Genomic DNA, 25,560 nt, shown 5'->3' with positions numbered 1-25,560 from the left:
GGGCCTGAAACCGGTTTCAGGAAAACTCAAATCACCTCTGATCGTCAAGTGCCGTTTGTAGGAGAACGCGTCGGCGGGTCACGTCATGTGACGGCAAAGCGACTACGGCTCACATCGTCTTCAGTCAACCCGTTCTGCATCAGTTCCTTGGCCGTCGCACGTCAGTCAATGGCCAACAGGCGGGCTTAATCGCATTTAAATGACGGCTTACAATTATTGATGAAATGCAGGGCTGACATTGGCCAGATGTGTGGACGATCGTTAACAGTGGATGCGTCTGAAACTTTCAAATAAGCGACGTATATAAGAAAGCGACGCGTGGAGTTCAGGATGGCCACCCGAGCGTTTACTCCGTCCGGGAGTGTGTTGTGATATGACGAGTGACTTTTGATCGGCAAACACTTACACGGTTGCGGGTTAACGTCTGGCCAACTTTGTAAGACGAACGAGTGGACGAAAAGTTTATATAAACCTGAAGTGACCGGCTGGTCATACCATGAACTTTAATGCACCATTTTGTTTGTAGCGATATTCCTACTGCGAATATAGCCATAGTCTTTGCATGTTTAAGGAAAAGCCTTTCAGCAAAACACTCAATGTTTTCGGCTACTTACAGAAAAGTCGTTAATTGACGTCAAAAAAGTGCTGGACTGAATATTTCGAAGTGTGTCAATTTCGCCCGGCCTTTATACGGCGAGTGATAGGACGATCTCGCCATGGGATCGTCTCTGTCTGTTTAAAACTTTTCTACTGCTAAACAAGGAACTGTTTACATGTCGAAACTTAAAGAGAAAGCAGCGCTGTCCGTCAACCAGACGTTTGCGGCCAACGGCACCAGTTCTGCCTTCACCCAGGTGGATAATTTCAGTCATTTCTATGACCGCGGTAATCACCTGGTCAATGGCAAACCATCGTTTACGGTCGATCAAGCCGCTGACCAACTGACCCGCAGTGGCGCCAGCTGGTACGACCTCAATGGTGACGGTGTGATCAATCTGTCGTACACCTTCCTCACGTCTCCACCTCCGGGCTATGCCTCCCGCGGTTTGGGTACATTCAGTACGTTTTCCGCGTTGCAAAAAGAACAGGCCAAGCTGTCGCTGGAATCATGGGCCGATGTGGCCAAAGTGACCTTCACTGAAGGTCCTGCCGCCCGGGGTGACGATGGTCACATGACCTTCGCCAACTTCAGCGCCAGTAACGGTGGGGCTGCGTTTGCCTACCTGCCGAACAGCTCGCGCAAAGGCGAGTCGTGGTACTTGATCAACAAGGACTACGAGGTCAATAAAACTCCGGGTGAAGGCAACTACGGTCGCCAGACCCTGACCCACGAGATCGGCCACACCCTGGGCCTGTCACACCCTGGCGACTACAACGCGGGTAATGGCAACCCCAGCTACCGCGATGCTGTGTATGGCGAAGATACCCGTGCTTACAGCGTGATGAGCTATTGGAGTGAGAAGAACACCGGCCAAGTGTTCACCAAGACCGGTGAAGGTGCCTACGCCTCGGCGCCACTGCTCGATGACATTGCCGCGGTGCAAAAGCTGTACGGCGCGAACATGGAAACCCGCGCCGGTGACACCGTTTACGGGTTCAACGCCACGGCTGACCGCGACTACTACAGCGCCACATCGGCCACATCGGCCACTGACAAGCTGATTTTTTCGGTGTGGGATGGCGGTGGGAATGACACCCTGGACTTCTCGGGTTTCAGCCAGAATCAGAAAATCAACCTGGCCGCAGGTTCGTTCTCTGACGTTGGCGGCATGACCGGTAACGTATCCATCGCTCAAGGTGTGACCATCGAAAACGCCATTGGCGGTTCGGGCAACGACTTGTTGCTGGGCAACGCCGTCTCCAACATCCTCAAGGGCGGTGCCGGCAACGACATCCTCTACGGCGGTGGCGGGGCTGACAAGCTGTGGGGCGGCAGCGGTTCGGACACGTTTGTGTACCGTGAAGTGTCTGATTCGACCCCTAAGGCGGCCGACACCCTCATGGATTTCCAGACCGGTCTCGACAAAATCGATCTCACAGGGATTACTCATCTCAGTGGTTTGAATTTCGTCAATGCGTTCACCGGTCAGGCGGGTGATGCGGTCGTCAGCTATAACCAGGCCAGCAATGCCGGCTCGCTGCAGGTGGACTTTAGCGGGCACGGCGTAGCCGACTTCCTGATTACCACGGTCGGGCAGGTGGCAACTTACGACATCGTTGCGTAAGGCTGTCGGTAAACGGGCAGCGCGCAAGCGCTGCCTTCTGGCACTACGCCGAGGTCTCATGAACACTGCAAACCGCTTCATAAAAGCAATGGCCTGCGTAGTTGCAGTGCTGTTTACAACCACAGAGAGCGCCATGGCCAGTTCGCTGATGTTATTAAGCCCCGCGCAAGTGGCGGGCAATTGGACGTTTTATCTGCAAGGGGCCGAGCAGGACGCGTGCACGGTTAAATTGAAAAAAGACCGCACCTTCAGTGCGCAGGCGCGTTGTTTACATGCCTGGTTGGGCCGAACGCCGACCACCTGGTCGCCCACGCCTGACGGCATCTTGTTAATCGCAAAGGACGGAACACAGTCATTGTTCTTGGCGTTGCGTGAAGCGGGTCTCTATGAAGGTGCAGTGGACGGTGCAAAGACCCTGATAATGAAAAGGGCGCACATACAAAGTGTGAATTAATGCGATCACGCGAATGAAGTTATTCAGGCCGGATCAGTTATTCCTGTAAAGACCGGATCAGGCTTGAACACATAAAAACAGTGAGCGGCAACGAGGGCTGCTGACAGACACTCGCCCGTGCCTGTGGACGTGGTTTATTGATCAAGGAAGATTCATGAAGCGGCTGAAAAGCAGTCCCGTCGCGCCCCTGATACATGTATTGGCCGACTATAAAAAAATTCTCATCAGTGTCGGGTGTTTTACGGCCCTGATTAATATCCTGATGCTCGTGCCTTCTATTTATATGCTTCAGGTGTATGACCGGGTGTTGTCATCACAGAACACCACCACGCTGGCGATGCTGTCCTTGATGGTGGTGGGTTTTTTTATCTTTATCGGCACGCTGGAAACCGTTCGCAGTTTTATCGTCATACGCATCGGCAGCCAATTGGAACGCCGTTTCAACCAGCAGGTATACCGTGCAGCGTTTGAGCGCAACCTGTTCAGCGGTCAGGCCCATGCCGGTCAGGCGTTGGGCGACCTGACCCTGATTCGTCAATTTGTCACCGGCCCGGCATTATTCGCTTTTTTCGATGCGCCGTGGTTTCCGGTGTACCTGTTTGTCATCTATCTGTTCAACACCTGGCTGGGTGTGTTCGCCACGGCGGGTGCAGCCGTGTTGATCGCGCTGGCCTGTGTCAATGAAGTCATGACCCGTAAGTCTCTCAGCCAGGCCAGCGTGTATTCGCAACAATCCAGTCAGTTGGCCACCAGCCATCTGCACAATGCCGAGACCATTCAGGCGATGGGCATGCTGGGTGTTTTACGCAAACGTTGGTTCAACGTGCACTCACGTTTCCTGACCGAGCAGAACAACGCCAGCGACACGGGCGCAGTCATTGGCTCGGTGAGTAAAACCTTGCGCTTGTGCCTGCAATCGCTGGTGTTGGGGCTGGGGGCTTTGTTGGTGATTCAAGGCGACATGAGCGCAGGCATGATGATCGCCGGTTCAATTCTCATGGGCCGTGTGCTTAGCCCTATCGATCAACTGATTGCGGTCTGGAAACAGTGGAGTTCCGCCAAGCTGGCCTATCAGCGGCTGGACAATTTGTTGCGCGAGCATCCCGCTGTGCAAGAGAACATGGCGTTGCCTGCGCCCAACGGGCACCTGAGTTTTGAACAGGTCAGCGCGGCGCCTCCCGGCGTCCGCCTGCCGACCTTACATCAGGTCAGTTTCAGTCTGCAGGCGGGCGAGGTGTTGGGTGTGCTCGGGGCCTCGGGTTCTGGCAAGTCGACACTGGCCCGGGTGCTCGTCGGTGTATGGCCGACCTTGGCGGGCACGGTGCGTCTGGACGGCGCGGATATCCACCAATGGAACCGCGACCAGCTGGGGCCCTATATCGGCTATTTGCCCCAAGACATTGAACTGTTCAGCGGCTCCATCGCTGACAACATTGCGCGGTTCCGTGACGCCGACCCGCAACAGGTGGTGGCGGCCGCACAGCAAGCCGGGGTGCACGAGATGATCCTGCGCCTGCCGCAAGGCTACGACACCCTGCTGGGAGACGACGGCAGCGGCTTGTCCGGCGGCCAGAAGCAGCGGGTGGCGCTGGCCCGCGCGTTGTATGGCGGTCCGCGTCTGGTGGTGCTCGATGAACCCAATTCCAACCTGGATGCCGTGGGCGACGCGGCGCTGACCCGTGCCATTGCCCAGCTCAAGGCGCAAGGCTGCACCGTGGTGCTGGTGACGCATCGTTCTGCGTCGTTGGCGCAGGCCGACAAATTGCTGGTGCTCAACGAAGGCCGCACGCAGGTGTTCGGGCCGAGCGCCGAGGTGCTCAAGGCTCTGACTGGCGCTCAGCAACAACAGGCTGCCGCCACCAGCATCCAACCCCCGAATCAGGCACAAGCGCGCAGCAGCGGCGCATGAGCAAGGACGCACGCACCATGAACAATCAACAACAGCCGCAACCAGCGGAACGTGGCGCCGGGTTTTACGTGCGCATCGGCTGGATCCTGACCCTGGTCGGCGCCGGCAGTTTCTTTGCCTGGGCCAGCCTTGCGCCGCTGGATGAAGGTATCCCGGTGCAGGGCACAGTCGTGGTGTCAGGTAAACGCAAGGCCGTACAGTCATTGGGCGCGGGCGTGGTCAGTCAAATTCTGGTGCGCGAGGGCCAGGCGGTGCATCAGGGTGAACCGCTTTTTCGGCTGGACCGGACCCAGGTCGAAGCCGATGTGCAATCGTTACGCGCGCAGTACCGCATGGCGTGGGCCAGCACGGCACGTTGGCAAAGTGAGCGTGACAACTTGCAGCATGTGAGTTTCCCGCCCGAGTTGAGCCGCGACCCGGACCCACGGCTGGCGCTGGTGCTGGAAGGTCAGCAGCAGCTGTTCAGTAGCCGTCGCGAAGCCTTCGCCCGCGAACAGTCCGGGCTCAAGGCCAGCATCGAAGGCGCCACCCAACAATTGGCCGGCATGCGCCGTGCGCGGGGAGATCTGGCAGCCCAAGCCGACTCCCTGCGTCAGCAGTTGATCAACCTGCGGCCGCTGGCTGAAAATGGCTACATCCCGCGCAACCGCCTGATGGAGTACGAACGTCAGTTGTCACAAGTACAACAAGACATGGCGCAAAACACCGGGGAAAGCGGGCGCATCGAGCAAGGCATCCTTGAGTCGCGTCTCAAACTGGCGCAACACATCGACGAATATCAAAAGGAAGTTCGCACCCAACTGGCCGACGCGCAGCTCAAGAGCCTGACCCTTGAACAGCAATTGGCGTCCGCCGGGTTTGACCTTCAGCACAGTGAAATTACCGCGCCGGCTGACGGTATTGCGGTGAATTTGGGGGTGCATACCGAAGGCGCGGTGGTCCGTGCCGGTGAAACCTTGCTGGAAATCGTGCCTCAAGGGACGCGGCTGGAAGTCGAAGGGCGCCTGCCAGTGAATCTGGTGGATCGGGTGGGCAGTGAGCTGCCGGTGGACATTCTGTTCACCGCATTCAATCAGAGCAGTACGCCCCGGGTCTCGGGCGAAGTCAGCCTGGTCTCGGCCGACCAGTTGCTGGATGAGAAAACCGGCATGCCGTATTACGTGCTGCGCAGTTCAGTGAGCAACCAGGCGCTGGAAAAACTCAACGGCCTGGTGATCAAACCTGGCATGCCGGCTGAAATGTTTGTACGCACGGGCGAGCGTTCGCTGCTCAATTACCTGTTCAAACCACTGTTGGATCGCGCAGGTTCTGCGTTGACTGAGCGATAGGAAATTGCGACGTATGAAAGCAGCTTCAAAAGTGTGCCTGGGGTGGGCGTTATGGGCGGCAATGGTTGCCAGCGCGCAGGCAATGGGTCCGTTTCAGGTGTATGAACAAGCGTTGCGCAACGATCCCGAGTTTCTCGGGGCGATTCAGGAACGCGACGCTGGGCTGGAAAACCGCATCATCGGTCGCGCGGGGCTCCTGCCCAAGTTGTCGTACAACTACAATAAGGGGCGTAACAACTCCAAAGCCACGTACTTGAATGACAAGGGTAACCGCCACGAGGACCGCAACTACAACAGCTATGGTTCGACGTTCATGCTCCAGCAGCCCTTGATTGACTACGAGGCTTACGCCAACTACCGCAAGGGGGTCGCGCAATCGCTGTTCGCCAACGAGACGTTTCGCAGCAAGAGTCAGGCACTTTTGGTGCGCGTCTTGACCCACTACACCCAGGCTTTGTTTGCGCAGGACCAAATCGAGAATGCTCGCGCAAAGAAAAAAGCCTACGAGCAACAATTCCGACAAAACGAGCACATGTTTCGACAGGGTGAAGGCACTCGTACCGACATTCTTGAAGCAGAATCACGCTACGAACTGGCCACCGCCGAAGAAATTCAGGCTCAGGATGAGCAGGACGCTGCGTTGCGCGAGCTGGGCGCCCTGATTGGTCAGCCAACCGTGGACATCGATCAGTTAACCCCTTTAGCCCACAGCTTCAGCACCTTCGCGCTGGAGCCCGCTCAGTTTTCGACTTGGCACGACATAGCGCTGGCCAATAACCCCGTGCTGGCCTCCCAGCGCGAAGCACTGGACGTTGCGCGTTACGAGGTTGAACGCAACCGTGCCGGACACTTGCCAAAACTCAATGCCTACGCCAGCGTGCGCAAAATGGAGTCTGAAAGCGGCAACACCTACAACCAGCGCTATGACACCAACACCATTGGCATTGAAATTAGCCTGCCCCTGTATTCAGGCGGTGGTGTATCGGCGTCCGTGCGTCAAGCCAGCAGCAACCTGTCCCAGGTCGAATACGAGCTAGAAGGTAAAACCCGGGAGACGCTGATCGAGTTGCGGCGCCAGTTCAACGCGTGTCAGTCGGGGGTCAGCAAATTACGGGCGTATCAGAAAGCCCTGACCTCGGCCGAGGCACTCGTGGTCTCAACCCGGCAAAGCATTCTTGGGGGAGAGCGGGTCAACCTCGATGCCCTGAACGCAGAGCAGCAGCTTTACAGCACGCGACGCGATCTGGCGCAGACGCGCTATGACTACTTGCTGGCGTGGACCAAATTGCATTTTTACGCGGGCACGTTGCGTGAGCAGGACCTGGCACGGGTCGATGAGGCCTTTGTGCCCCGTGGGGACATGCGGCAGGCGCACTAATGACGATGAGCGGCTCAAGGGCCAACGCGTGTGGAAAGCGGCGCAGGGACACCCTGCGCCGCGCTGGTGTCTACACCTTGAACTGGCGCAATAACTGACCCAGTTGCACGCTCAGCTCCTTGAGGTGCAGGCTGGCGATACTTGATTGCTCGGCTGCCTGCGCAGTGCTTTGCGACAAGCCCGCAGCTTGTGTCACGTTTTGGTTGATGTCTTCTACCACATGGGCTTGTTGCAGCGTTGCACTGGCAATCGACGCGTTAAGGCCGTTCAGGTTGTTAAGCGCCTGACCGATACTGCTCAAGCTTTGCCCGGCCTGCGTCGCTTGTTCGATGGTCAATTGAGACGCACGGCTGCTGCTGGCGATGACGTTGACGGCCGCTTCAGAGTGCTTTTGCAGCCCCTCGATCATGGCCTGAATATCGGCGGTCGACTTTTGTGTGCGCTGCGCCAGCAAACGCACTTCGTCCGCCACCACCGCAAAACCGCGACCCTGCTCACCCGCACGCGCGGCTTCAATGGCCGCGTTCAGGGCCAGCAGGTTGGTTTGCTCGGCAATCGAGCGGATCACTTCCAGCACTGTGCTGATGTCACTGGTTTGCGAGGCCAGCGTTCGGATCACGTCCACGGCCTGATTGATCGTGCCGGACAGGTCGTCGATTTGCTGCAAGCTGCTGTCAATGTTGTGCTGGCCCTGTTGGGCCTGATCCTGCGCCCCGCGCATTTCACTGGCCGCATGCTCTGCGTTTTTGGCCACATCCTGCACGGCATAAGTGACTTCGTTGATCGCCGTGGCGACCTGATCCATCTGCAAGGCCTGTTGCAGGCTACGCTGCTGGGCCTCGCTGGCATCGTGTCCCATTTGTGTGGACGACTGATCCAGCGCCGTAGCCGTTGACTGCAAATGACTCACCACATTGCGCAATTTGGCAACAAACCCGTTGAAGTGTTGAGCCAGTGCGGTGACTTCATCCTGACCATGGGTGTCCAGGCTGCGGGTCAGGTCGCTCTCGCCGCTGGCAATGTTGGCCATGGCCTGAACGGCTTCATCCAGAGGGCGCACGATACTGCGGGCGATCACAGTTACCAGCACGGCCATGATCAGCGCAATGCCCAGCCCGACCCCGCAGGCTTTCCAGACCTGGCCCCAGAACTCGGCCTGCATGTCATCGATGTACACACCGGAGCCGAGGACCCAGCCCCAAGGTTCAAACAATTGCACGTAGGAGGTTTTCTGCACCGGGGCTTCAGAGCCCGGTTTAGGCCAGCGGTAATCCACCATGCCCGCGCCTTTGGCTTTAGCCAGTGACGCCATCTCGCTGAAAATCGCAAAGCCGTCCGGGTCCTTGATCGCGGTGAGGTCTTTGCCATCGAGCTTGGGGTTGGTGGGGTGCATGACCATGTAAGGCCGCAGGTCGTTGATCCAGAAGTAGTCGTCGTGGTCGTAACGCAGTTGGCTGATGACACCTAACGCCTGCTGCTGAGCGGCGTCGCGGCTCAGGCTGCCAGCGGTTTCGAGCCCATGGTAGTAGTTCAGGATGCCGCTGGCGGTCTGTACGACGTGTTGGGTCTTCTGCACTTTGCCCTGATAGAGGTCGTCATGGATCTGCTTGAGCATCAACAAACCCAACGCCAGAAGCATGGCCATGGCCACGAGCAAAATCAGCCACAACCGACGGCTGATAGACAACTTGCGTAAGGTATTCATAGAACGGTCACTCCTTGTTTTTCTTCTTGTAGTCGACACTGACTGGCATCCAAGCATGCTTTAACGACTCGGCCCATGCGACTTGGGTCTAATGTCATAGCAGCGAAAAGCGAATGTGTCTGATAGGATCTCGGCCGAAACGGGAAAACCTGTAAGTTTCTTGATTTCCGACACTTTTTTCACATCGCACTGGCGAAAATCCACAGTTGTAACCCACCCCGCGGCAGCGGTTGCAGACACTTACTTTTCAATAATCAGCCCGGCACGATGCGGGGCTTTATGGGGGAACAATGGATCTTTGGACTGCCGCACAGGCGTTGATACTCGGCGTGGTAGAAGGCCTGACGGAATTTTTGCCAATCTCCAGTACAGGCCACCAGATCATCGTCGCAGGCTTGCTCAATTTCGGTGGTGAGCGAGCCATGGCGTTCAACATCATCATTCAGCTCGGTGCCATCCTGGCCGTGGTCTGGGAGTTCCGGCGCAAAATTCTGGATGTCATCACCGGGTTGCCCACCCAACCCAATGCACGCCGCTTTACCGTCAACCTGATGATCGCTGTGTTGCCTGCGGTGGTGCTGGGCATCATCTTTGCCGACACGATTCACGAGTACCTGTTCAACCCCATCACTGTGGCTGCGGCGCTGGTGATTGGCGGGGTGATCATGCTCTGGGCCGAACGTCGCCCGCACGTTATTCACGCCGAAACGGTCGATGACATGACGTGGAAAGACGCGGTGAAGATCGGTTTTGCGCAGTGTCTGGCCATGATCCCCGGCACCTCGCGGTCGGGTTCTACGATTATTGGCGGCTTGCTGTTCGGGTTATCGCGCAAGGCGGCCACAGAGTTTTCATTCTTTCTGGCAATGCCGACGATGGTCGGCGCGGCGGTGTATTCGGGTTACAAATACCGCCATTTGTTTCAGCCTGACGACGTGCCCGTGTTCGCGATTGGCTTTGTGACCTCTTTTGTGTTCGCAATGATTGCAGTGCGTGCGTTGTTGAAGTTTATTTCCAACCACAGTTACGCGGCATTTGCCTGGTACCGCATCGCGTTCGGGATGTTGATTCTCGCCACCTGGCAGTTTGGCTGGATTAACTGGACGGCGGCTTCTGCGTGAACAAATCAGTCCGAGAGCGTCGCGAATACGTGGGCATGCCTGAGCGTGGCAACGGCCCGATCCGTGGGTTGAAGGTAAAACTGGTCCTCTTTGCAGCGCTGTGCGCCTTGCCGGTGGGCGGCGCGGCAACGTTATTCGTTACCGGTGTCAGCCGCGTACCGTTACTGATTTATCTGGTCATGAGTATGCTGGCCTTCGGGTTGTACTGGTATGACAAGCAGCAGGCCAAAGCCGGCCAGTGGCGCACACCGGAGAAGGTATTGCACGGCGTTGAACTGTTGGGTGGCTGGCCCGGCGCGTGTGTGGCGCAGCAACTGTTGCGGCACAAGACGCGCAAGGTCTCCTTTCAACTCTGGTTCTGGCTGATTGTGGCAGTGCATCAGGCGATCTGGATCGATGTGCTGTTTTTGAAAATGACCCTGCTGGACCTTTAGCTCCGAGTGAAAACGCGTCAGAGCAGTAACCCGATCTGGCGCTTTTTCGGCAGTTTGGCCACCACCAGTTGGTGGGAGCGGCGCAGCGCGTCTTGCAGTTCCTCGGCGCCCATGGGGTAGGGGGGCTGCATGTTGATCCAGTACGCCCGTGCCAAATACGGGGAGGGGCGTATGCCGGGCCGATCGACATAGCCCAGAAACAATGTGTGATCGACCTTGAACGACAGCCCGTCCTTATTCAGGTTGAACAGCGCAAACATCTTGCTCTGGTCAACGTAGAACACCTGCACACCTCCCCACTTGATGTCTTCCTTGACACCAGGCAAGCCACGGCAAAAATCAGCAATCTCTTCCCTGTTCATCCTGTCGGTGCTCATAGCAGCTTATCTCCACAGCGTTCGAACGATTCAACCAAGTGTTCCATCCAGGCGCGAACGGCGGGCATCACCCCACGACGATGCGGGTAGACGGCATGTAACCAACCCCCCGGTAATGACCAGTTGGGCAGCAGCTGTACAAGTTGGCCGGATTGCAACTCCTGCTCGCAATACATCATGGGCAGTACGGTAAAGCCCAGGCCCGACAGGGTGCAGGCTTTGCGCACGATAAAATCATCAATGCCCAAGCGCGCCTCCAGTACCAGGTCACAGCGGCTGCCCAGCTCATCGAGCATGCGCAAGTGGACCATGCGGTCGGCTTCAAGCGCGCCCAGCACGGGTACTGCCTTCAAGTCGTCCGGGTGTTCGATTGGCCATTGCCGGGCAAATGCAGGGCTGGCGACCATCACGGTTTGCGCCTGCCGCAGACGGCGGGTGGCCAGCAGCGGGTCTTCGTCCCCCAGCTCACGCACACGCAGGGCCACGTCAATGCCCTCTGTGATCAGGTCCACACGGCGGTTGAGCAGCATCATTTCTAGCTGCACATGAGGATAGGTGTGTAAAAAGGAGCTGATGACTTCAGGCATGAACTCATGGGCAAGCCCGACAGGGCATGAAACCCGCAGCGGGCCACGCGGTTCGCTCGACATGCTGGCCACAGCTTCGTCTGCCATTTCCGCTTCCAGCAGCATCGCCTGACAGTGGCGCAGGTAACGCTCTCCTACGGCTGTCAGTTTGAGCTGACGGGTGGTGCGTTGCAGCAGGCGCGCGCCAAGGCGTTCTTCAAGTTCGGCCACGCGCCTCGACAACCGGGATTTCGGAATCCCTAATACGCGTCCCGCCGCAGCAAATCCACCGGCCTCCACCACTTTGGCGAAGTAATACAGATCGTTCAGGTCTTGCATGAAGTGCTCACTGTCCTACAGGTGGGACGAACTATCGCATGAGGCGCGACTTATCGTCGATTGCTTTCATGGGTAGCATCCACACCACTTGATCGCCGGGCGGCGGTCCTCACCTCTGGAGATCACCATGAACGTTTTGCATATCGATTCGAGCATCTTGGGCGACAACTCGGCTTCGCGACAGCTGAGTCGTGCCGTGGTCAATGCCTGGAAAGCGGCTGATCCGAGCATTGAAGTGAGCTATCGCGACCTGGCGGCCGAAGCCATCGGGCACTTTTCAGCCGCTACGCTGGTGGCTGCCGGTACTCCGGCTGAACTTCGCGATGCTGCGCAGTCGCACGAAGCGCAACTGAGCGCCGATACCCTGACACAGTTTCTGGCCGCTGATGCCGTGGTCATTGCAGCGCCCATGTACAACTTCACTATTCCGACCCAACTCAAGGCATGGATTGACCGCATCGCTGTCGCCGGTCAGACATTTCGCTACACCGACGCCGGCCCTGAAGGCCTGTGCGGCAATAAAAAAGTGATTGTGGTGTCGACTTCTGGCGGTTTGCACGCCGGTCAGCCTACCGGGCTTGCGCATGAAGACTACTTGAAGGTCATGCTCGGTTTTATGGGCATCACCGATGTTCAGTTCGTTCGTGCCCACGGGCTGGCTTATGGCGATGACGTTCGCAACAAAGCCATGAACGATGCTCAGGCGCACATTACTGAAGACTTGTTCAGCGCAGCGTAAGCTTTCGGGCACGGCGCCACCCCCTAAACTCTGTATTCTGGCTGTCAGCAAATGGCCCGGGTACGGAGTTTTTTGCATGTTGAGCCAAAAACCTGGCCTGAACCGTGCATTCCACACCTACTCGGGTTCAGGCCTGAGGCATACCGGCGAAACGCCTTCAACGGTGAGCGATCATGGTGCGTGCGCGTGCACTTCTCATGCTTTTCTTGTTTTGCAGCCCTTGGGCGGTGCAGGCCGAGCCGTCCCTCCACTGGAGTGTCGGGTTTCATCGACTTACGTTTCTCGATCCGCTGGATGAACGGCCGATGCATGCCATCGCCTTCTATCCATCAACGGGTAAAGAAGGGCGCAGCAGGATTGGCACTTATCAAATTGATGCAACCCAAAACGCCCGCATAGCGACGGGCCGTTATCCATTGTTGATGCTCTCCCATGGCAACACCGGTACGCCGCTGGCGTTGCATGACGTGGCCACGGCATTGGCGCGCAAAGGGTTTGTCGTGGTGGCGGTGCTGCACCCCGGTGACAACTATAAGGACCACAGCCGCCTGGGCACGTTGAGTAACTTGTATGGCAGGCCGATGCAGATATCCGCCGCGATCGACGCGACGCTGCGTGACAGGCGCCTGTCGCGGTATGCAGTGCCTGATGAAGTCGGGGTGATTGGCTATTCAGCCGGGGGGGAGACGGCGCTGATCCTGGGCGGTGCGCAGCCTGATCTGGAGCGTCTACGGCGCTATTGCCAGGAACGGCCGGAGGATCGCGATGCGTGTACCAGGCAGGGTGAATTGATTGCAGACCGGGATGATCTTGTTCCGGTGGCGGATGCTCGCGTTCAGGCGCTGTTGTTGCTGGCACCGCTGAGCTTGATGTTCGGGAGAGACACCCTGTCCGAGGTCCATGTGCCCGTGCTGCTTTACAGCGGGGATGGCGACAAACTGGTCTTTCCGGACAAAAATTCTGATGCACTTGCCCGTAAATTACCCACTGCGCCCGAGTTCAAAATCATACCGGGCGCCGGGCACTTTGTGTTTATGGCGCCCTGCACGGATGAGCAGATGGCGACCATGCCCGGTTTGTGTACCGATGCCGAGGGTGTCGACCGCGAAGACGTTCACCGTGATCTTATCTATGAAGCCGGGCGTTTTTTTCGCCAGTCATTAACGAGCCGCTCCTACACTGGATTGCGCACGGCAGACCCGTGATGAGGTGAGCGCCCGCGAGGGCCTCAGACGTAGAAAACCCGTCACGGGGACGGGTTTTCTGCACGACGCGGTTCAATCAGGGGAGGCCTGAAATCAGAACACCACACCCTGGCTGCGCAGGTAGTCATCGTATGTACCGCTGAAATCGATCACGCCGCTTGGGCTCAGCTCGATAATGCGCGTGGCCAGCGAGGACACGAACTCACGGTCGTGGCTGACGAAGACCAGCGTACCCGGGTAGTTTTCCAGGGCGAGGTTCAAGGCTTCGATGGATTCCATGTCCAAGTGGTTGGTCGGCTCGTCCATCACCAGAACGTTAGGCTTTTGCAGGATCAGCTTGCCGAAAAGCATGCGGCCTTGCTCACCACCGGAAATCACTTTGACCGACTTGAGGATCTCGTCGTTGGAGAACAGCATGCGGCCCAAGGTGCCACGCACCATTTGCTCGCCTTGTGTCCACTGACCCATCCAGTCGAACAGGGTCATGTCATCTTCAAAGTCGTGGGCATGGTCCTGGGCGTAGTAACCCAACTCAGCGGCTTCGGTCCACTTCACAGTGCCCGCATCCGGAGTAAGTTCGTTAACCAGTGTGCGCAGCAGCGTGGTTTTACCAATACCGTTCGGCCCAATGATCGCGACGCGCTCGCCGGCTTCAATGGTGAAACTGAAATCTTTGAACAGCGTTTTGCCGTCAAAGCCTTTGGCCATGTGCTCAACGATGACCGCCTGACGGTGCAGCTTTTTGGTCTGCTCAAAGCGGATAAACGGGCTCACACGGCTGGAAGGCTTGACCTCGGCCAGCTGGATCTTGTCGATCTGCTTGGCACGGGAGGTTGCCTGCTTGGCTTTGGAGGCGTTGGCCGAGAAGCGGCTCACGAACGATTGCAGTTCGTTGATCTGGGCTTTCTTCTTGGCGTTGTCCGACAGCAGTTGCTCACGGGACTGCGTGGCAACCGTCATGTACTCATCGTAGTTGCCCGGGAACAGGCGCAGCTCGCCGTAATCCAGGTCGGCCATATGGGTACAAACACTGTTCAGGAAGTGTCTATCGTGGGAGATGATGATCATCAGGCTGTTGCGCTGGGTAAGCACGTTTTCCAGCCAGCGGATGGTGTTGATGTCCAGGTGGTTGGTCGGTTCGTCGAGCAGCAGCACTTCGGGATCGGAAAACAGTGCCTGAGCCAACAAAACGCGCAGTTTCCAGCCCGGCGAGACTTCGCTCATCGGACCGTTGTGCTGTTCGATGCCAATGCCCAGACCGAGCAGCAATTCGCCCGCACGGGATTCAGCGGTGTAACCGTCCATTTCAGCAAACTCGGTTTCGAGTTCCGCGACCGCCATGCCGTCTTCTTCAGTCATCTCAGGCAGCGAGTAGATACGGTCACGCTCAGCCTTGACCTTCCACAGCTCTTCGTGGCCCATGATCACGGTATCGATCACGGTGAATTCTTCGTACGCGAACTGATCCTGACGCAACTTACCCAGGCGCACATTCGGCTCGAGCATCACCTGGCCGCCCGACGGTTCAAGATCGCCACCGAGGATTTTCATGAAAGTGGACTTGCCGCAACCATTGGCACCGATCAAACCATAACGGTTGCCTGCGCCGAACTTGACTGAAACGTTCTCGAAAAGCGGTTTGGCGCCGAATTGCATCGTGATGTTAGCTGTGGAGATCAATTACTTTACCTATCAATAGCTTAGAGAGCGCGTATTTGGGCTGGGGCCCAACAAGTGGTACCCATTTGGAGTGACTCAGGCTCACGCCGGTCGGGGCTTGAGTCGATCCAACGCGCATAAGTCGACAGCAACATTGGGACACTGTGGCCAAGCTGCTGAGAAATGAATGCGGGGTTTCATGCCAGACATGCCGCGCATTGTCGCATAGGTGGGACGCCAGATGCACTGCGGCCGGTCGCGCAAGACCCAGTTTTCAAGGGGCAATCGTTGATTGCCTGGAAAACGCGATCGTTCAGGTTTTACAACGGGGGAAGGTGGCTGAACAGGGGATAAGCATTGGCACGCCTGTTGTGTCCCGTTCAGCCTTCTGATGCCGTGGCAGTTTAGGGGTTTATTGGTAGGGCGCGCAGGGCTTGAAAGCCTGACACTTCAGCGCGTGTTTATTACCCACCGATTTCGTGCTGCGCCCGGTTCAACCGGGGCTGGCCCGCACGGCTAGGGCATGGCTGGGGTTGAATCCTCCCAAGCCTAACCACTGTGCAAGTTCACTGGCGGTTAGGGGGTGGGTGATCAAATACCCCTGAGCTTCTGAGCAACCCCACTCGGTGATCAGGCGCAAAATATCGTGATTTTCAACGCCTTCAGCCACCACGCGGTAATTCAATCCTTTGGCCAGCTCGATCAGTGTTTTAACCAAGCGTCGGTCTTGAGGGCTGGTCAGAAGTGTCCTGACCAGCGACTGGTCAAGTTTGACCGTCTGCGCAGGCAGTTTTCGCAGGTACGCCCAATTGCTGTAGCCCGTGCCAAAGTCATCAATGGCGATGTGCAGGCCCAACGTTCGCGCGCGCTCCAGTTCGTGCATGACGGACGCGGGTTTTGACATCAAAATGCTTTCAGTCAGTTCCAGCTCGATCATGTGGGGCGCGAGGCGTCCTGTTGTGATGGCGTCTTCTATCGTGTCGACAAACTTGGTGTCTTGTAAGTCGCTCACCGTCACGTTCATCGCAATGCGTATCTGTAAACCTTCAGACGCCCATGCGCGTGCTTGCTGGATGAGTGCGTCTAAAACCCAAAAAGTGATGGACTGCATCAAAGCGGTCTTTTCAGCCAGCGCAATGAACTCCGCAGGACCGATCGCGCCTAGCGTGGGATGGTTCCACCTTATGAGGGCTTCAACACTGTCACAGGCCAAATCGGGCAGTTTTATTTTTGGGTGATACACCAGGCTGAGCTGATGATCGCTACAAAGGGCTTCATTAAGCGAGCTCAAAATCATGAAAGCACGGCGTTGCGCTGCGTCCAGTTTAGGCTCATAGAGCGACCAGCCTGTGTTCTGGTCCCTGGCAAGATCCGCAGCACTGACAACGAGCCGTAACCAGTCTTGATCTTTTTGCGATGCGTCAACGATGGGCAGCACCCCCATCCCGATTTGCATCAGGATGGGGATATGCTGGCACTCAACTGGCGTTTTGAAGTCGTCAATGATTTTTTGGCACACACTGTCTATGCAGGTGTGTTCGCCAAGAATGAAACCGAAACGGGTCGGGCTAATTTTATAAAGCAGCGTGCCGGCCGGTATGAGGTGTTGCAACCGTGCTTTGATGGCCAGTATCAGGTCCTGCGCAAAGCTATACCCCAGCGCTTTGACCACATCGTTGAGTGATTGGGGGGCGATCACGTCGACTGAATACACCTGGCACTTTTTATCACTGGCGATGGATTGCCGAATATCTTCTTCAAAGCGCAGGCGATTGAAGAGCCCGGTGGGTTGATCAACAAAATTGCGCGAACGGACGCTCAGAATTCGCATCATGGTCAGCTCTGCAAAATCCAACAACATGGCCTTCTGGGCCGAGCTCATTGGCGCTCGGGGGCACGTGTCGATAATGCAAAGGCTTCCCAGGTTAAACCCTTCAGCCGTTATCAGCGGGGCGCTGGCGTAATAACGAATATATGGGCTGCCTGAGACCAGCTCGTTAGCGTCGAAACGGGGATCTTGGGTGGCATCGAGGACCTCAAAGAGCGTGTTGTGCGTAAGGGTATGGGCACAAAAAGACAAGTCTCGCGGGGTTTCGCGCCTGTCGAGCCCGACATACGCCCTGAACCATTGCCGGTGTTCTTCTACGATGGAGATCAATGCAATGGGCACGTGGAAGTAAGCAGAGGTCATGGCGACTATTTTGTCGAACACCTCGTCTGCCGCTTCCTGAGGAGGACAAAGCTCGGCTACACGCCTGAGACGCCTGAGTTCATACGGATCCAGCCCTGCATGCTCATCCATCACGTTCGCTCCGTACCCGCGACTTGTACAAGGTTCATAAATTACCGTGACCCCAGAGCAAAGGCGATGACTTTTGTCAATAACGCGCCGTTGGCTGGGCGCAAGGGACAGTGGCGGCTGCCGTTCTCGCGTCATCCAGTGGTTGCCCGTCAGGGCGCTGTAAGTGACGGCCATCGGTGTGTGAGGGCTTCATCCAGGTAGCTCAGAAAGGCCCTGACTTTAGGGGTCATGGCTTCTCGGCTTTGCACGCAGGCATAAATGTCCAATGGCTCGGCGTAGGACTCGCTGGGGGCATGCGTGCGTTGCAGCAACGGGATCAACTGGCCAGCGTCGATGTAAGGTCTGGCCACGAATTCAGCGAGGCGCGCAATGCCAGCGCCGTGAATGGCCATTTGCGCGAGTGCATCAATGTCGTCACTGATGGCCGTGATATTTAGTGCTGCGTACTGATGCTGACCCTCGCTGAAAAATCCCCAGCGCAGAAAACGCCCATCCAGGGGATACCGAAAGCCCAGGCAGGCATGATGGGCCAGCGCATTGAACGACTCTGGCCAGCCTGCACGCTCCAGATAGGCCGGGGCCGCGCACACAATAAACGGAACGCAGACCAACTTGCGCGCCACGATGCCATCTTCCAGTTGGGGCCTGATGCGCAGGCTCACGTCAAAACCGCTTTGAATGTGATTGATTTTGCCGTCCGTGGTGCACAGTTCGAGGGTAAGGCGCGGGTAGCGGGTGGCGAACTCTGCAATCAGCGGGGCCAATACATGACGGCCGAACGCCGATGTAGAGGCAACGCACAGACGTCCTTGTAAGTCTTCGTCAGCCTGGGTGATAGCGGCTTGAGCCGACTCAAGATCAAAGGCAATGCGCTGCACCTTTGCGTAATACAGTGCACCACGTTCGGTCAGCGCCATGCTGCGGGTGGTGCGCTGCAAAAGCCGTGTGCCGAGGTGGGCTTCAAGCCGATTGAGGGTTTGACTCACGGCAGCAGCGCTCACGCCCAGTCGCTTGGCTGCGCCTACCACCGAGCCTGTCTCAACCACTTTGATAAAGCTGTCGATGGCAGCCAACAGGTTCATGTGCACATCCCTGCGTATCGATTCGTAAGTTTTTGTTTATAAAGCATGCACGCCAGACCGTCTACTGAACAGGCGGGTGTGTTGGTAAGGTGCGTCACTGCTCCGGTACAGAATCCTCAGAGGCACACCATGAATTCAAAATCCCGCTCCTACACCCTTATGTTTAAACCCTCACGGTTGACGGCTCGCGCCACGCCGTACGTGTTCGCCTTTTACATGTCGTCTATCATGGCGTTCTTGATGTCGTTGGTGATTACGGCGGCCAATTCCGGAATAGGGCCGAACTACCTTAGTAATGCTTTGCACGCGTATCGATTGGCCATGCCCGTGGCCTTCCTGTGCATTCTGGTGGTTCGCCCCGTGGTGGGGAAGTTGGTGGCCCTCACGGTTCATCCCCAGCGCTGATATGTGCTATTGCTTGACGCACGGCATGGAGCCGTTTCAAGGAGTGAACATGCAGGGCAAACATCGCTTCGCCATCCTTCATTGCGCTTTCGCGGCGGTTGCTTTAACAGGCTGTGCCCATAATCCGCAATTTTCGGGGCAATCCGTTACCGATCCAGTGCTGCGCCAGGATGTGATGAAAAACGTCGAGCTGCTATTTTCGGCCATGACGCAATGCCGCTCTATTGACGCGGTAAACACCTCCATTACAGGGATCCATCAATTGCCATCAGGGGCAGTGGAGCGCGCCAGCGAAACCTGGGACGTGACCGGGTGCGGGGTGTCCAAGGCCTACACGGTTGAGATGCGCTCGGATGCCAGAGGCGAAACAGACTTTTCGGTGTTGCCACAGCGTTGATCGCTATGGCGCCAAGGTTTTATGACCTGCGGCAACGGCATAACGGCCAAAGACTGCTTTACTGGTCCGCATGACGTTTGGGCACCCGGTCCTCCTGCCCGTCAGGACGGGTGCAACAGATTTCAATTCGGATAAAGGAAGGCCACTATGAAAGCGCTCACCTATCAAGGCCCCGGCGAAAAAGCCTGGGCCGACATCCCCAAGCCCATTATCGATAAACCCACCGACGCCATTGTGCGAATTTTGCACACCACCATCTGCGGCACAGACCTGCACATCCTTAAAGGCGATGTGCCGGCAGTGACCCCCGGCCGCGTGCTCGGGCATGAAGGGGTCGGGGTAGTCGAAGCCGTTGGTCCGGCCATCCGTAATTTCAAACCCGGCGACCATGTGCTGATTTCCTGTGTAACGTCCTGCGGCAGTTGCCCGAACTGCCGGCGTCAGATGTATTCCCATTGCGCCAACGGTGGCTGGATCCTCGGGCACCTGATCGACGGCACGCAGGCCGAATACGTGCGAATCCCCCATGCCGATAACAGCCTGTATCCCGTGCCTGAAGGCGCCGATGAAGAAGCGCTGGTGATGTTGAGTGACATTCTGCCGACCGGCTTTGAAATCGGCGTGATTGCTGGCAAGGTCAAACCGGGCGACAGCGTGGTGATTGTCGGGGCGGGCCCAGTGGGCATGGCAGCGTTATTAACGGCCCAGTTTTACTCCCCCGGCCAATTAATCATGGTCGACGCAGACAGTAACCGCCTTGAAGTGGCCAAGCGGTTTGGCGCAACCCACGTCATCGATATCAAGACGGAAAACGCCGTTGAGCGGATTTTTGAATTGACCGGCGGGGTGGGGGTGGATGTCGCCATCGAGGCTGTCGGCATCCCGGCATCTTTTGACACGTGTCAGTCAGTGATCGCGCCGGGAGGCAATATAGCCAATGTCGGGGTGCACGGTAAAAGTGTTGAGTTGCACCTTGAAAAGTTATGGATTCAGAACATCACTATTTCAACGGGACTGGTGAATACCAACACCACACCACTGCTGATGAAAACGGTGCAGTCCGGCAAAGTTGACGCGGGGAAACTGATTACTCACCGCTTTGCACTTAACGACATTCTTCACGCCTACGAAGTCTTCGGTAACGCCGCCAAGGAAAAAGCCATGAAAGTCATTCTTTCGCAATAATTTAAACCTTCAGGTGCCTGTTGCCGTTAATAAGCAGGGCTGTTTGGGTGAATGAGGCAGCGCCGTGAGCCTGTGTAAATCAGGCTCACGGCATGGCATGTGTGCGCTTTCGAAAAGTCCGGCCAAGTCAGATGAAAGACGTGATTTATACAGTTTTGGTTATTTCTTTAAGTTGTTGATTTACAGCGCTTATTTAATTCAAAACAGTGTTAGAAGGCGGGTTTTGTGACGCGCTTTTTTGACAGGTTCCCCAACCACAACTATGTTCCATGCGGCGGAACTAACGTCATTGCCAATTTGATAATAGGGAATTATTCATATGAAAAAGCACCTCCTGATTCTCGGTACTGCAAGCCTGGTTGCACTGTCGACACTGGCGCAGGCTGCTGATACCAAACAACCTGTTTCTCAGTGGACGTGTGAAAGTTTCCTGGCCGTTGATGAAAGCTTCCGACCCACCGCAGTGGGGTTGGGCGAAGCAGTCAATAAGTCCGGCAAGGTTGAAGATGCAGTGCTCGACGTTGCAGGTGTCGAGAAAATTACCCCACTGATCGTCACGGCTTGCGAGAAGGACAAGAAAGCCAGCTTCGTGCAAAAACTTAAGGAAGAATGGTCGAAAGTTAAAAAAGACATGTAACAGTCCCGGCCTGTACTTGCTGTGAGTACAGGCTTTCCCTCTTGTGCCTGCCCGTAGCATTCGCGCCCCGCGCACTCAATCTTCTTTGAATTTCTCTGGCTGCTGACGTTCTACATCCTTGCAGCCGGTCTTCAGCGGGTTCAGCCCGTAGTAGACTGCCCGCATGCGTTTTTATTTGTCAGGGGAATCTTATGTTAATCAGGTCATTGGCCGAGCTTGATCGCATTCGGGACGAATGCAAGTCCATGGTCACCAAGCGCTCTGCGGTCTCTGCGGGTGCTGCGGCCGTCCCCATCCCCGGGCTCGACATCGGCACCGATGTGGCTTTGCTGGTGGAAATGCTACCCGCCATTAACAGCAAGTTCGGGCTTACACCCCAGCAAATCGAGCAACTGGATACGCGCTCCAAACGACTGATCGTCGTAGCGGCTTCGGGCATCGGCAGCGAGATTATCGGCAAGTTTGTCAGCCGGACCCTGGTGATGTCGCTGCTGCGCAAGATGGGCGTCAAAGTCGCCACCAAGTCCATCACTCGCTTCATTCCCTTGGTTGGACAGGCCGTGGCAGCTACCATCAGCTTTGGGGTCATGAAAATGGTCGGCAACGACCACATTGAGGATTGCTATCAAGTCTGTCGTCAGGCGCTGCTTGACGAGGCCAAGCAATCCACGGTGATTGAAATCGGCCCCGAGGATTACCGCCACGTTGATTCACCAACTCACCCGTAAACCCAGGGACCCGCTGAGTCCTTCTTGGTTACGGCTGTCGATGTTGGCGCTGTAATCGGTACTTGCATACACGCTGACGCCGGGATGAAGCCGGGCGACGATGCCAGCACCAATGTCCATGGTGCTGGAGGTGTGGTCCGTGCGGGTTACCGGTTGCGCGTCGTAACGGGTGGTGTCATTGCCGCCGAAGCTGCGCCACAGGTTGGTGCGTACGTAAGGTTCGACGGGCACGTTGGCGATTTCATAGGCGCCTTTTAGACGTGCTCCTACACGGCCTTTCAGATAGTCCTGGGTGTCGAAACCCACGTTTGAAATGCCATCTTGCGCGCTGTCCATCTTCACCCGTTGGCCGATGATTTGAGCTTGAGGTTCGATTTTCCAGCGATCAGTAAGGGCGAGGGGGTAACCGGCTTCTACCGACAGACTGACACCATGGCCGTCCAGATCCAGTTTGACGCCTCGTTCTGAACGGCTGCGTCCATCAAAACGGGTACCCAAGGCCACTACGTCTAGGTAGGCGGACTGCGGACCGATCAATGTCCAGTAAGCGCCAAGGCTGTCGCCGTCCAGTCGAACATCGCCGGCCTTGTTGTCCTTAAAGCCCAGATTGAACCCTCGAACATCGCCGTCTAGCCGTGCATGGCTGACGAACAGGCCAGCGCGCTGCCGGTAGCCGTTGGCATGGCTATAGCCATAAAGGTCATGACCGACCTGATAGCCATTGATTGAGCCGTCGAAACTGGGTGTAACAGTACCTGACCAGCTCTGGCGCATTGAGTTACCAAAGGCACGCACCCATCCGCCGGGCAGGGCACCGTCCTCCCTCAGCAGGTTCTGATCACCCTGACGCTCATGAAACGTGCCCAGCGTAGTTTGGGCCAATAAAGCAGCCACAGGGGGCACCACGGCATACAGCGGCACTTCCTGCCGGTACAAGACGATGCTTTCACCGGGTGCCGCAACCGGCAGGGGCGGGGTGCCCATCGCGGGGGTTGGCGCCACAGGCGGTAAAGGGGGTTGTGGGGTCGGTTGTCCAGGCACCGGTTGCTCCGGCACGGCGGCCACAGCAGGCGGAGTGACGACTGAAGAACGCAGGAACCAACTGTTTTCACTGCCCGCCGTAACTCCACCCTTGAACAGGTAGTACTGATAGGCGCCTGCCGACAGGGGTTGGCCCAAGGTGAACGCCCTCGCACTGCTCACGGCGCCTTGATTGGCTTCTACAACCTGAATGCCATTGGCTGCCGTCAACGCGCCCGTACCGCCCACATTGGTCACGTTGATCGACGTGGTGCCGCTAAGGGTGCCTGAGGAGACGACCAGTGCGTCCGAGGCTGCGTTGTCGCCGGCCAACACGCTGTGCAGATTGAGTCGCGCGCCGTTGCCGGTGTAGTTGCCTACAATCGTCAAACGGTCCGATGTCGATGTGCCATTGGTTGTCAGGTCAATCAATCCGGCGCTGTTCACCGTAACGTTTTGCCCGCTGGCAAACGCTTTTATCACGCCCTGGCTGGACTCGACCCGGCTGGAGGCATCAAGGTTGAACACGCCCGTGCCACTCATGCTGTCGCCCAGCGTCAGGGTGTCGTTAAGTGTCAGGCGCGAATCGCGGGTGAGGTTGATGGTTTCCCAATTGATATAACGGGCGCCGGTCTCAGGGGCGCTGTTCTCAAAACTCAGGCTGTCGGTACCGAGCCCGCCATCAAGGGCGGGGGTGGAAGACAGGAGCGTTTCGCTGAGGTTGGCCAGTAACGCTGTGTCGTTATCCTCGCCCATCAAGACGGCGCCCTTGATCAGGCCTGCGTCACGCCAGACGAAGCGGTCATTGCCGAAACTCAGGCGAATTTCCCCGCCGACTGTGCCGCCCGTCACGGTGACGTCATCTTCGCCACCGCTGACGCTGATATTGCCCCCGATGCTGCCCCCCGACAGGATGATCGAATCTCGACCAAACCCGGTGACCAGGTTGCCGATGATTTGACCGCCAGACATGTTGAAAATGTTGTTGTCGAGCTTCATGTCGACCCGGCCGATACTGCCGCCGATCATTTTGGCCACATCCCCATCTTCAAACGCCCCCACGATGGTGCCGCCGGTCATCAGGAAGGTATCCCGGCCGTCGCCCTGGGCAACCGACTGGATCTGCCCGCCGCTCATCACAAAGTCATCAATGCCATCGCCTTGATTGACGACGCCGGTGATCAGCCCGCCATGCACCGTGATGCTGTCAGCCCCCGCCCCGAAGGTCACCGGGCCATTGATGCTGCCCGTGCTGTTGGCGGGCAGTACCAGCGCGTTGTTACCCGACAAATCGATCAGCGAAGGCGCCGTGCCACTGTCACAGACGAAGCTGTCGTCACCGGCCGTGGGGCTGAACGTGCAGGCGGCATGGGCGTCATGCACAGCAAGGCTGAGCAGCGAGAGGGTGAAAAGCTGGCATTTTAGGCTGCGGGTCATGGGCACCGTCCTGAAACGATTCAAGGTTCCATCGAAACGCACCATCTCTGCGGATGGTCGAATTTAATGGGGTTATAAACCCAATGAATGTCCCGGATAAGCTGTCAAAAGTGACAGCTTGTGGTGCTCATGTTTGCGCTGTTTACTGGCAGGCTCGATCAACCTGCTCAACCATCAGCGATAGCAGGCCAGATTGACGAGGCTATCGGGCTGTGCTAAGGCGTTTAAAAGGAACCCTCTTGCTTGGGGATGATCCAAGTGTCATCGGTTCACGGCTAAAGGAGCGCCTCATGAAACCCCTCGTCTACGGTCTTTTGCTGTTGTTGACCAGCTGTGGCGTCACAGCACAGGCCGAATCTGGCAGTCGCGCCCCGGTATTTGCGCAGAACACGGTACAGACCACCCTGGCGCCCCCTGACAACACCCTACGACGTATCAACCCCAATAGCCGCCAGGGCAGCACCTCCAGCGCTCCCCCCGTGCGCGGAGCCACTACCTTGCCAACGTACCCTGTGCCAAGCCTCGAAAATGGCCAGATCCGCAACGGTTATCCGCGCCCCACGACACCGCCCGCGACACTCAAGCCCACGGCGCCGTCACTGCAACGGCAAAACGCGCGTTAATCACACAAGGGTTGGCAGATGCTGAAGAAAACCCTGCTGGTAACCTATTTGGAGCGAGACAGATGAACAGTTCACGCAAATACATCGCTAACCGTTACCTGTATGACCCGCTGGACCGTTTGACAGGTGCTCACTCGTCTCAACGGTTTTACAATGGCGTCCGTATCGCGACTGAGATTGAGGAAGAGCGTATAACCTGTTTTTTCGAACACGAAGGCATGCCTCTAGGGATGCTCCGATCAACTTGCTGCGCGGCGGCGGCAAGTCGTAATTTGCACGGCACGCAGCGCTATTTGCTCAAAACG

22 protein-coding genes and 2 pseudogenes are annotated in these 25,560 nt (G+C 57.0%); 16 read left to right on the top strand and 8 right to left on the bottom strand.

Features of this window, described 5'->3' with window-relative positions; genetic code table 11:
* The first annotated feature begins 773 nt into the window (after positions 1-773).
* The 5 genes from CJF39_RS17110 to CJF39_RS17090 all read left to right on the top strand — a co-directional run bounded on the left by CJF39_RS17110 (position 774) and on the right by CJF39_RS17090 (position 7,294).
* The gene (locus tag CJF39_RS17110) at positions 774-2,225 is read left to right on the top strand and encodes a serralysin family metalloprotease (RefSeq protein WP_094994495.1); all 1,452 of its coding nucleotides are present in this window, start codon (positions 774-776) and stop codon (positions 2,223-2,225) included.
* 133 nt (positions 2,226-2,358) lie between these two features.
* A complete protein-coding gene (locus tag CJF39_RS17105; protein WP_170942698.1) occupies positions 2,359-2,679 on the top strand; it encodes an AprI/Inh family metalloprotease inhibitor in 321 nt (106 codons plus the stop codon).
* A 154-nt stretch (positions 2,680-2,833) separates the two neighbouring features.
* The gene (locus CJF39_RS17100) at positions 2,834-4,588 is read left to right on the top strand and encodes a type I secretion system permease/ATPase (RefSeq protein WP_094994493.1); all 1,755 of its coding nucleotides are present in this window, start codon (positions 2,834-2,836) and stop codon (positions 4,586-4,588) included.
* The gene (locus CJF39_RS17095) at positions 4,585-5,916 is read left to right on the top strand and encodes an HlyD family type I secretion periplasmic adaptor subunit (RefSeq protein WP_094994492.1); all 1,332 of its coding nucleotides are present in this window, start codon (positions 4,585-4,587) and stop codon (positions 5,914-5,916) included. Before CJF39_RS17100 ends, CJF39_RS17095 begins: the two co-directional genes overlap by 4 nt.
* A 13-nt stretch (positions 5,917-5,929) precedes the next feature.
* Positions 5,930-7,294, top strand: a complete 1,365-nt coding sequence (locus tag CJF39_RS17090; RefSeq protein WP_094994491.1) for a TolC family outer membrane protein — start codon at positions 5,930-5,932, stop codon at positions 7,292-7,294.
* 70 nt (positions 7,295-7,364) lie between these two features.
* Here CJF39_RS17090 and CJF39_RS23730 read toward each other — a convergent pair whose 3' ends face one another.
* A complete protein-coding gene (locus CJF39_RS23730) occupies positions 7,365-8,099 on the bottom strand; it encodes a methyl-accepting chemotaxis protein (protein WP_432760251.1) in 735 nt (244 codons plus the stop codon).
* Between the two features lie 123 nt (positions 8,100-8,222).
* Positions 8,223-8,909, bottom strand: a pseudogene (locus tag CJF39_RS23725) (cache domain-containing protein); the annotation flags it as partial.
* A 380-nt stretch (positions 8,910-9,289) separates the two neighbouring features.
* Between CJF39_RS23725 and CJF39_RS17080 the strand changes: the two are divergent.
* Together CJF39_RS17080 and CJF39_RS17075 are read left to right on the top strand one after the other, a co-directional pair.
* Positions 9,290-10,120, top strand: coding sequence for an undecaprenyl-diphosphate phosphatase (locus tag CJF39_RS17080; RefSeq protein WP_094994489.1), 831 nt, complete (start codon positions 9,290-9,292; stop codon positions 10,118-10,120).
* A 35-nt stretch (positions 10,121-10,155) separates the two neighbouring features.
* On the top strand, positions 10,156-10,554 hold the full coding sequence (locus CJF39_RS17075; protein ID WP_094994527.1) for a DUF1294 domain-containing protein: 399 nt from the start codon (positions 10,156-10,158) through the stop codon (positions 10,552-10,554).
* A 17-nt stretch (positions 10,555-10,571) separates the two neighbouring features.
* On the opposite strand, the gene CJF39_RS17070 is transcribed toward CJF39_RS17075, so the two are convergent.
* Together CJF39_RS17070 and CJF39_RS17065 are read right to left on the bottom strand one after the other, a co-directional pair.
* The gene (locus CJF39_RS17070) at positions 10,572-10,931 is read right to left on the bottom strand and encodes an MmcQ/YjbR family DNA-binding protein (RefSeq protein WP_249275387.1); all 360 of its coding nucleotides are present in this window, start codon (positions 10,929-10,931) and stop codon (positions 10,572-10,574) included.
* Positions 10,928-11,836, bottom strand: a complete 909-nt coding sequence (locus tag CJF39_RS17065; RefSeq protein WP_094994488.1) for a LysR substrate-binding domain-containing protein — start codon at positions 11,834-11,836, stop codon at positions 10,928-10,930. Before CJF39_RS17065 ends, CJF39_RS17070 begins: the two co-directional genes overlap by 4 nt.
* 127 nt (positions 11,837-11,963) lie before the next feature.
* Here CJF39_RS17065 and CJF39_RS17060 point away from each other — a divergent pair, with 127 nt between their 5' ends.
* Together CJF39_RS17060 and CJF39_RS17055 are read left to right on the top strand one after the other, a co-directional pair.
* Positions 11,964-12,575, top strand: a complete 612-nt coding sequence (locus tag CJF39_RS17060) for an FMN-dependent NADH-azoreductase (RefSeq protein ID WP_094994487.1) — start codon at positions 11,964-11,966, stop codon at positions 12,573-12,575.
* A gap of 173 nt (positions 12,576-12,748) precedes the next feature.
* Positions 12,749-13,780, top strand: a complete 1,032-nt coding sequence (locus CJF39_RS17055) for an alpha/beta hydrolase family protein (RefSeq protein WP_094994486.1) — start codon at positions 12,749-12,751, stop codon at positions 13,778-13,780.
* 93 nt (positions 13,781-13,873) lie between these two features.
* Here CJF39_RS17055 and CJF39_RS17050 read toward each other — a convergent pair whose 3' ends face one another.
* From CJF39_RS17050 to CJF39_RS17040, 3 genes are all read right to left on the bottom strand, one after another.
* The gene (locus CJF39_RS17050; RefSeq protein WP_094994485.1) at positions 13,874-15,460 is read right to left on the bottom strand and encodes an ABC-F family ATPase; all 1,587 of its coding nucleotides are present in this window, start codon (positions 15,458-15,460) and stop codon (positions 13,874-13,876) included.
* A gap of 472 nt (positions 15,461-15,932) precedes the next feature.
* Positions 15,933-17,741 carry a sensor domain-containing phosphodiesterase gene (locus CJF39_RS17045; protein WP_094994484.1) on the bottom strand — a complete coding sequence of 603 codons (1,809 nt, stop codon included), beginning with the start codon at positions 17,739-17,741 and terminating at the stop codon, positions 15,933-15,935.
* 149 nt (positions 17,742-17,890) lie between these two features.
* Entirely contained in the window at positions 17,891-18,823 is a 933-nt protein-coding gene (locus tag CJF39_RS17040) for a LysR family transcriptional regulator (protein ID WP_094994483.1), read from the bottom strand.
* Positions 18,824-18,952: 129 nt separating this feature from the next.
* Here CJF39_RS17040 and CJF39_RS17035 point away from each other — a divergent pair, with 129 nt between their 5' ends.
* The 5 genes from CJF39_RS17035 to CJF39_RS17015 all read left to right on the top strand — a co-directional run bounded on the left by CJF39_RS17035 (position 18,953) and on the right by CJF39_RS17015 (position 22,175).
* The gene (locus tag CJF39_RS17035) at positions 18,953-19,228 is read left to right on the top strand and encodes a DUF2798 domain-containing protein (RefSeq protein WP_094994482.1); all 276 of its coding nucleotides are present in this window, start codon (positions 18,953-18,955) and stop codon (positions 19,226-19,228) included.
* A 49-nt stretch (positions 19,229-19,277) separates the two neighbouring features.
* Entirely contained in the window at positions 19,278-19,625 is a 348-nt protein-coding gene (locus CJF39_RS17030; protein ID WP_249275386.1) for a hypothetical protein, read from the top strand.
* 147 nt (positions 19,626-19,772) lie between these two features.
* Entirely contained in the window at positions 19,773-20,810 is a 1,038-nt protein-coding gene (locus CJF39_RS17025) for a zinc-dependent alcohol dehydrogenase family protein (protein ID WP_094994481.1), read from the top strand.
* A gap of 319 nt (positions 20,811-21,129) precedes the next feature.
* Positions 21,130-21,447 carry an acid-activated periplasmic chaperone HdeA gene (gene hdeA, locus CJF39_RS17020; RefSeq protein ID WP_094994480.1) on the top strand — a complete coding sequence of 106 codons (318 nt, stop codon included), beginning with the start codon at positions 21,130-21,132 and terminating at the stop codon, positions 21,445-21,447.
* 191 nt (positions 21,448-21,638) lie between these two features.
* Complete coding sequence (locus CJF39_RS17015) at positions 21,639-22,175, top strand: hypothetical protein (RefSeq protein ID WP_047274694.1); 537 nt, start codon at positions 21,639-21,641, stop codon at positions 22,173-22,175.
* Here CJF39_RS17015 and CJF39_RS17010 read toward each other — a convergent pair.
* Positions 22,158-24,632: an autotransporter outer membrane beta-barrel domain-containing protein gene (locus CJF39_RS17010; protein ID WP_094994479.1), complete on the bottom strand. Its 2,475-nt coding sequence runs from the start codon at positions 24,630-24,632 to the stop codon at positions 22,158-22,160. The two genes, CJF39_RS17015 and CJF39_RS17010, sit on opposite strands and share 18 nt — an antisense overlap.
* Before the next feature lie 290 nt (positions 24,633-24,922).
* Between CJF39_RS17010 and CJF39_RS17005 the strand changes: the two genes are divergently transcribed.
* On the top strand, positions 24,923-25,255 hold the full coding sequence (locus tag CJF39_RS17005; protein WP_094994478.1) for a hypothetical protein: 333 nt from the start codon (positions 24,923-24,925) through the stop codon (positions 25,253-25,255).
* A gap of 62 nt (positions 25,256-25,317) precedes the next feature.
* Positions 25,318-25,560 (top strand): annotated as a pseudogene (locus CJF39_RS23185) (hypothetical protein); the annotation flags it as partial.

The sequence above is a fragment of the Pseudomonas lundensis genome, from assembly GCF_002269125.1.
Classification (GTDB): Bacteria; Pseudomonadota; Gammaproteobacteria; order Pseudomonadales; family Pseudomonadaceae; genus Aquipseudomonas; species Aquipseudomonas lundensis_A.
This window is presented reverse-complemented; position numbering and strand designations above follow the sequence as displayed.

Coding starts and splice junctions, on each gene's coding strand:
- CJF39_RS17110 (WP_094994495.1), top strand. CDS start 774: ATGTCGAAACTTAAAGAGAAAGCAGCGCTGTCCGTCAACCAGACGTTT.
- CJF39_RS17105 (WP_170942698.1), top strand. CDS start 2,359: ATGGCCAGTTCGCTGATGTTATTAAGCCCCGCGCAAGTGGCGGGCAAT.
- CJF39_RS17100 (WP_094994493.1), top strand. CDS start 2,834: ATGAAGCGGCTGAAAAGCAGTCCCGTCGCGCCCCTGATACATGTATTG.
- CJF39_RS17095 (WP_094994492.1), top strand. CDS start 4,585: ATGAGCAAGGACGCACGCACCATGAACAATCAACAACAGCCGCAACCA.
- CJF39_RS17090 (WP_094994491.1), top strand. CDS start 5,930: ATGAAAGCAGCTTCAAAAGTGTGCCTGGGGTGGGCGTTATGGGCGGCA.
- CJF39_RS23730 (WP_432760251.1), bottom strand. CDS start 8,099: ATGGATCAGGTCGCCACGGCGATCAACGAAGTCACTTATGCCGTGCAG.
- CJF39_RS17080 (WP_094994489.1), top strand. CDS start 9,290: ATGGATCTTTGGACTGCCGCACAGGCGTTGATACTCGGCGTGGTAGAA.
- CJF39_RS17075 (WP_094994527.1), top strand. CDS start 10,156: ATGCCTGAGCGTGGCAACGGCCCGATCCGTGGGTTGAAGGTAAAACTG.
- CJF39_RS17070 (WP_249275387.1), bottom strand. CDS start 10,931: ATGAGCACCGACAGGATGAACAGGGAAGAGATTGCTGATTTTTGCCGT.
- CJF39_RS17065 (WP_094994488.1), bottom strand. CDS start 11,836: ATGCAAGACCTGAACGATCTGTATTACTTCGCCAAAGTGGTGGAGGCC.
- CJF39_RS17060 (WP_094994487.1), top strand. CDS start 11,964: ATGAACGTTTTGCATATCGATTCGAGCATCTTGGGCGACAACTCGGCT.
- CJF39_RS17055 (WP_094994486.1), top strand. CDS start 12,749: ATGGTGCGTGCGCGTGCACTTCTCATGCTTTTCTTGTTTTGCAGCCCT.
- CJF39_RS17045 (WP_094994484.1), bottom strand. CDS start 17,741: ATGGATGAGCATGCAGGGCTGGATCCGTATGAACTCAGGCGTCTCAGG.
- CJF39_RS17040 (WP_094994483.1), bottom strand. CDS start 18,823: ATGAACCTGTTGGCTGCCATCGACAGCTTTATCAAAGTGGTTGAGACA.
- CJF39_RS17035 (WP_094994482.1), top strand. CDS start 18,953: ATGAATTCAAAATCCCGCTCCTACACCCTTATGTTTAAACCCTCACGG.
- CJF39_RS17030 (WP_249275386.1), top strand. CDS start 19,278: ATGCAGGGCAAACATCGCTTCGCCATCCTTCATTGCGCTTTCGCGGCG.
- CJF39_RS17025 (WP_094994481.1), top strand. CDS start 19,773: ATGAAAGCGCTCACCTATCAAGGCCCCGGCGAAAAAGCCTGGGCCGAC.
- hdeA (WP_094994480.1), top strand. CDS start 21,130: ATGAAAAAGCACCTCCTGATTCTCGGTACTGCAAGCCTGGTTGCACTG.
- CJF39_RS17015 (WP_047274694.1), top strand. CDS start 21,639: ATGTTAATCAGGTCATTGGCCGAGCTTGATCGCATTCGGGACGAATGC.
- CJF39_RS17010 (WP_094994479.1), bottom strand. CDS start 24,632: ATGACCCGCAGCCTAAAATGCCAGCTTTTCACCCTCTCGCTGCTCAGC.
- CJF39_RS17005 (WP_094994478.1), top strand. CDS start 24,923: ATGAAACCCCTCGTCTACGGTCTTTTGCTGTTGTTGACCAGCTGTGGC.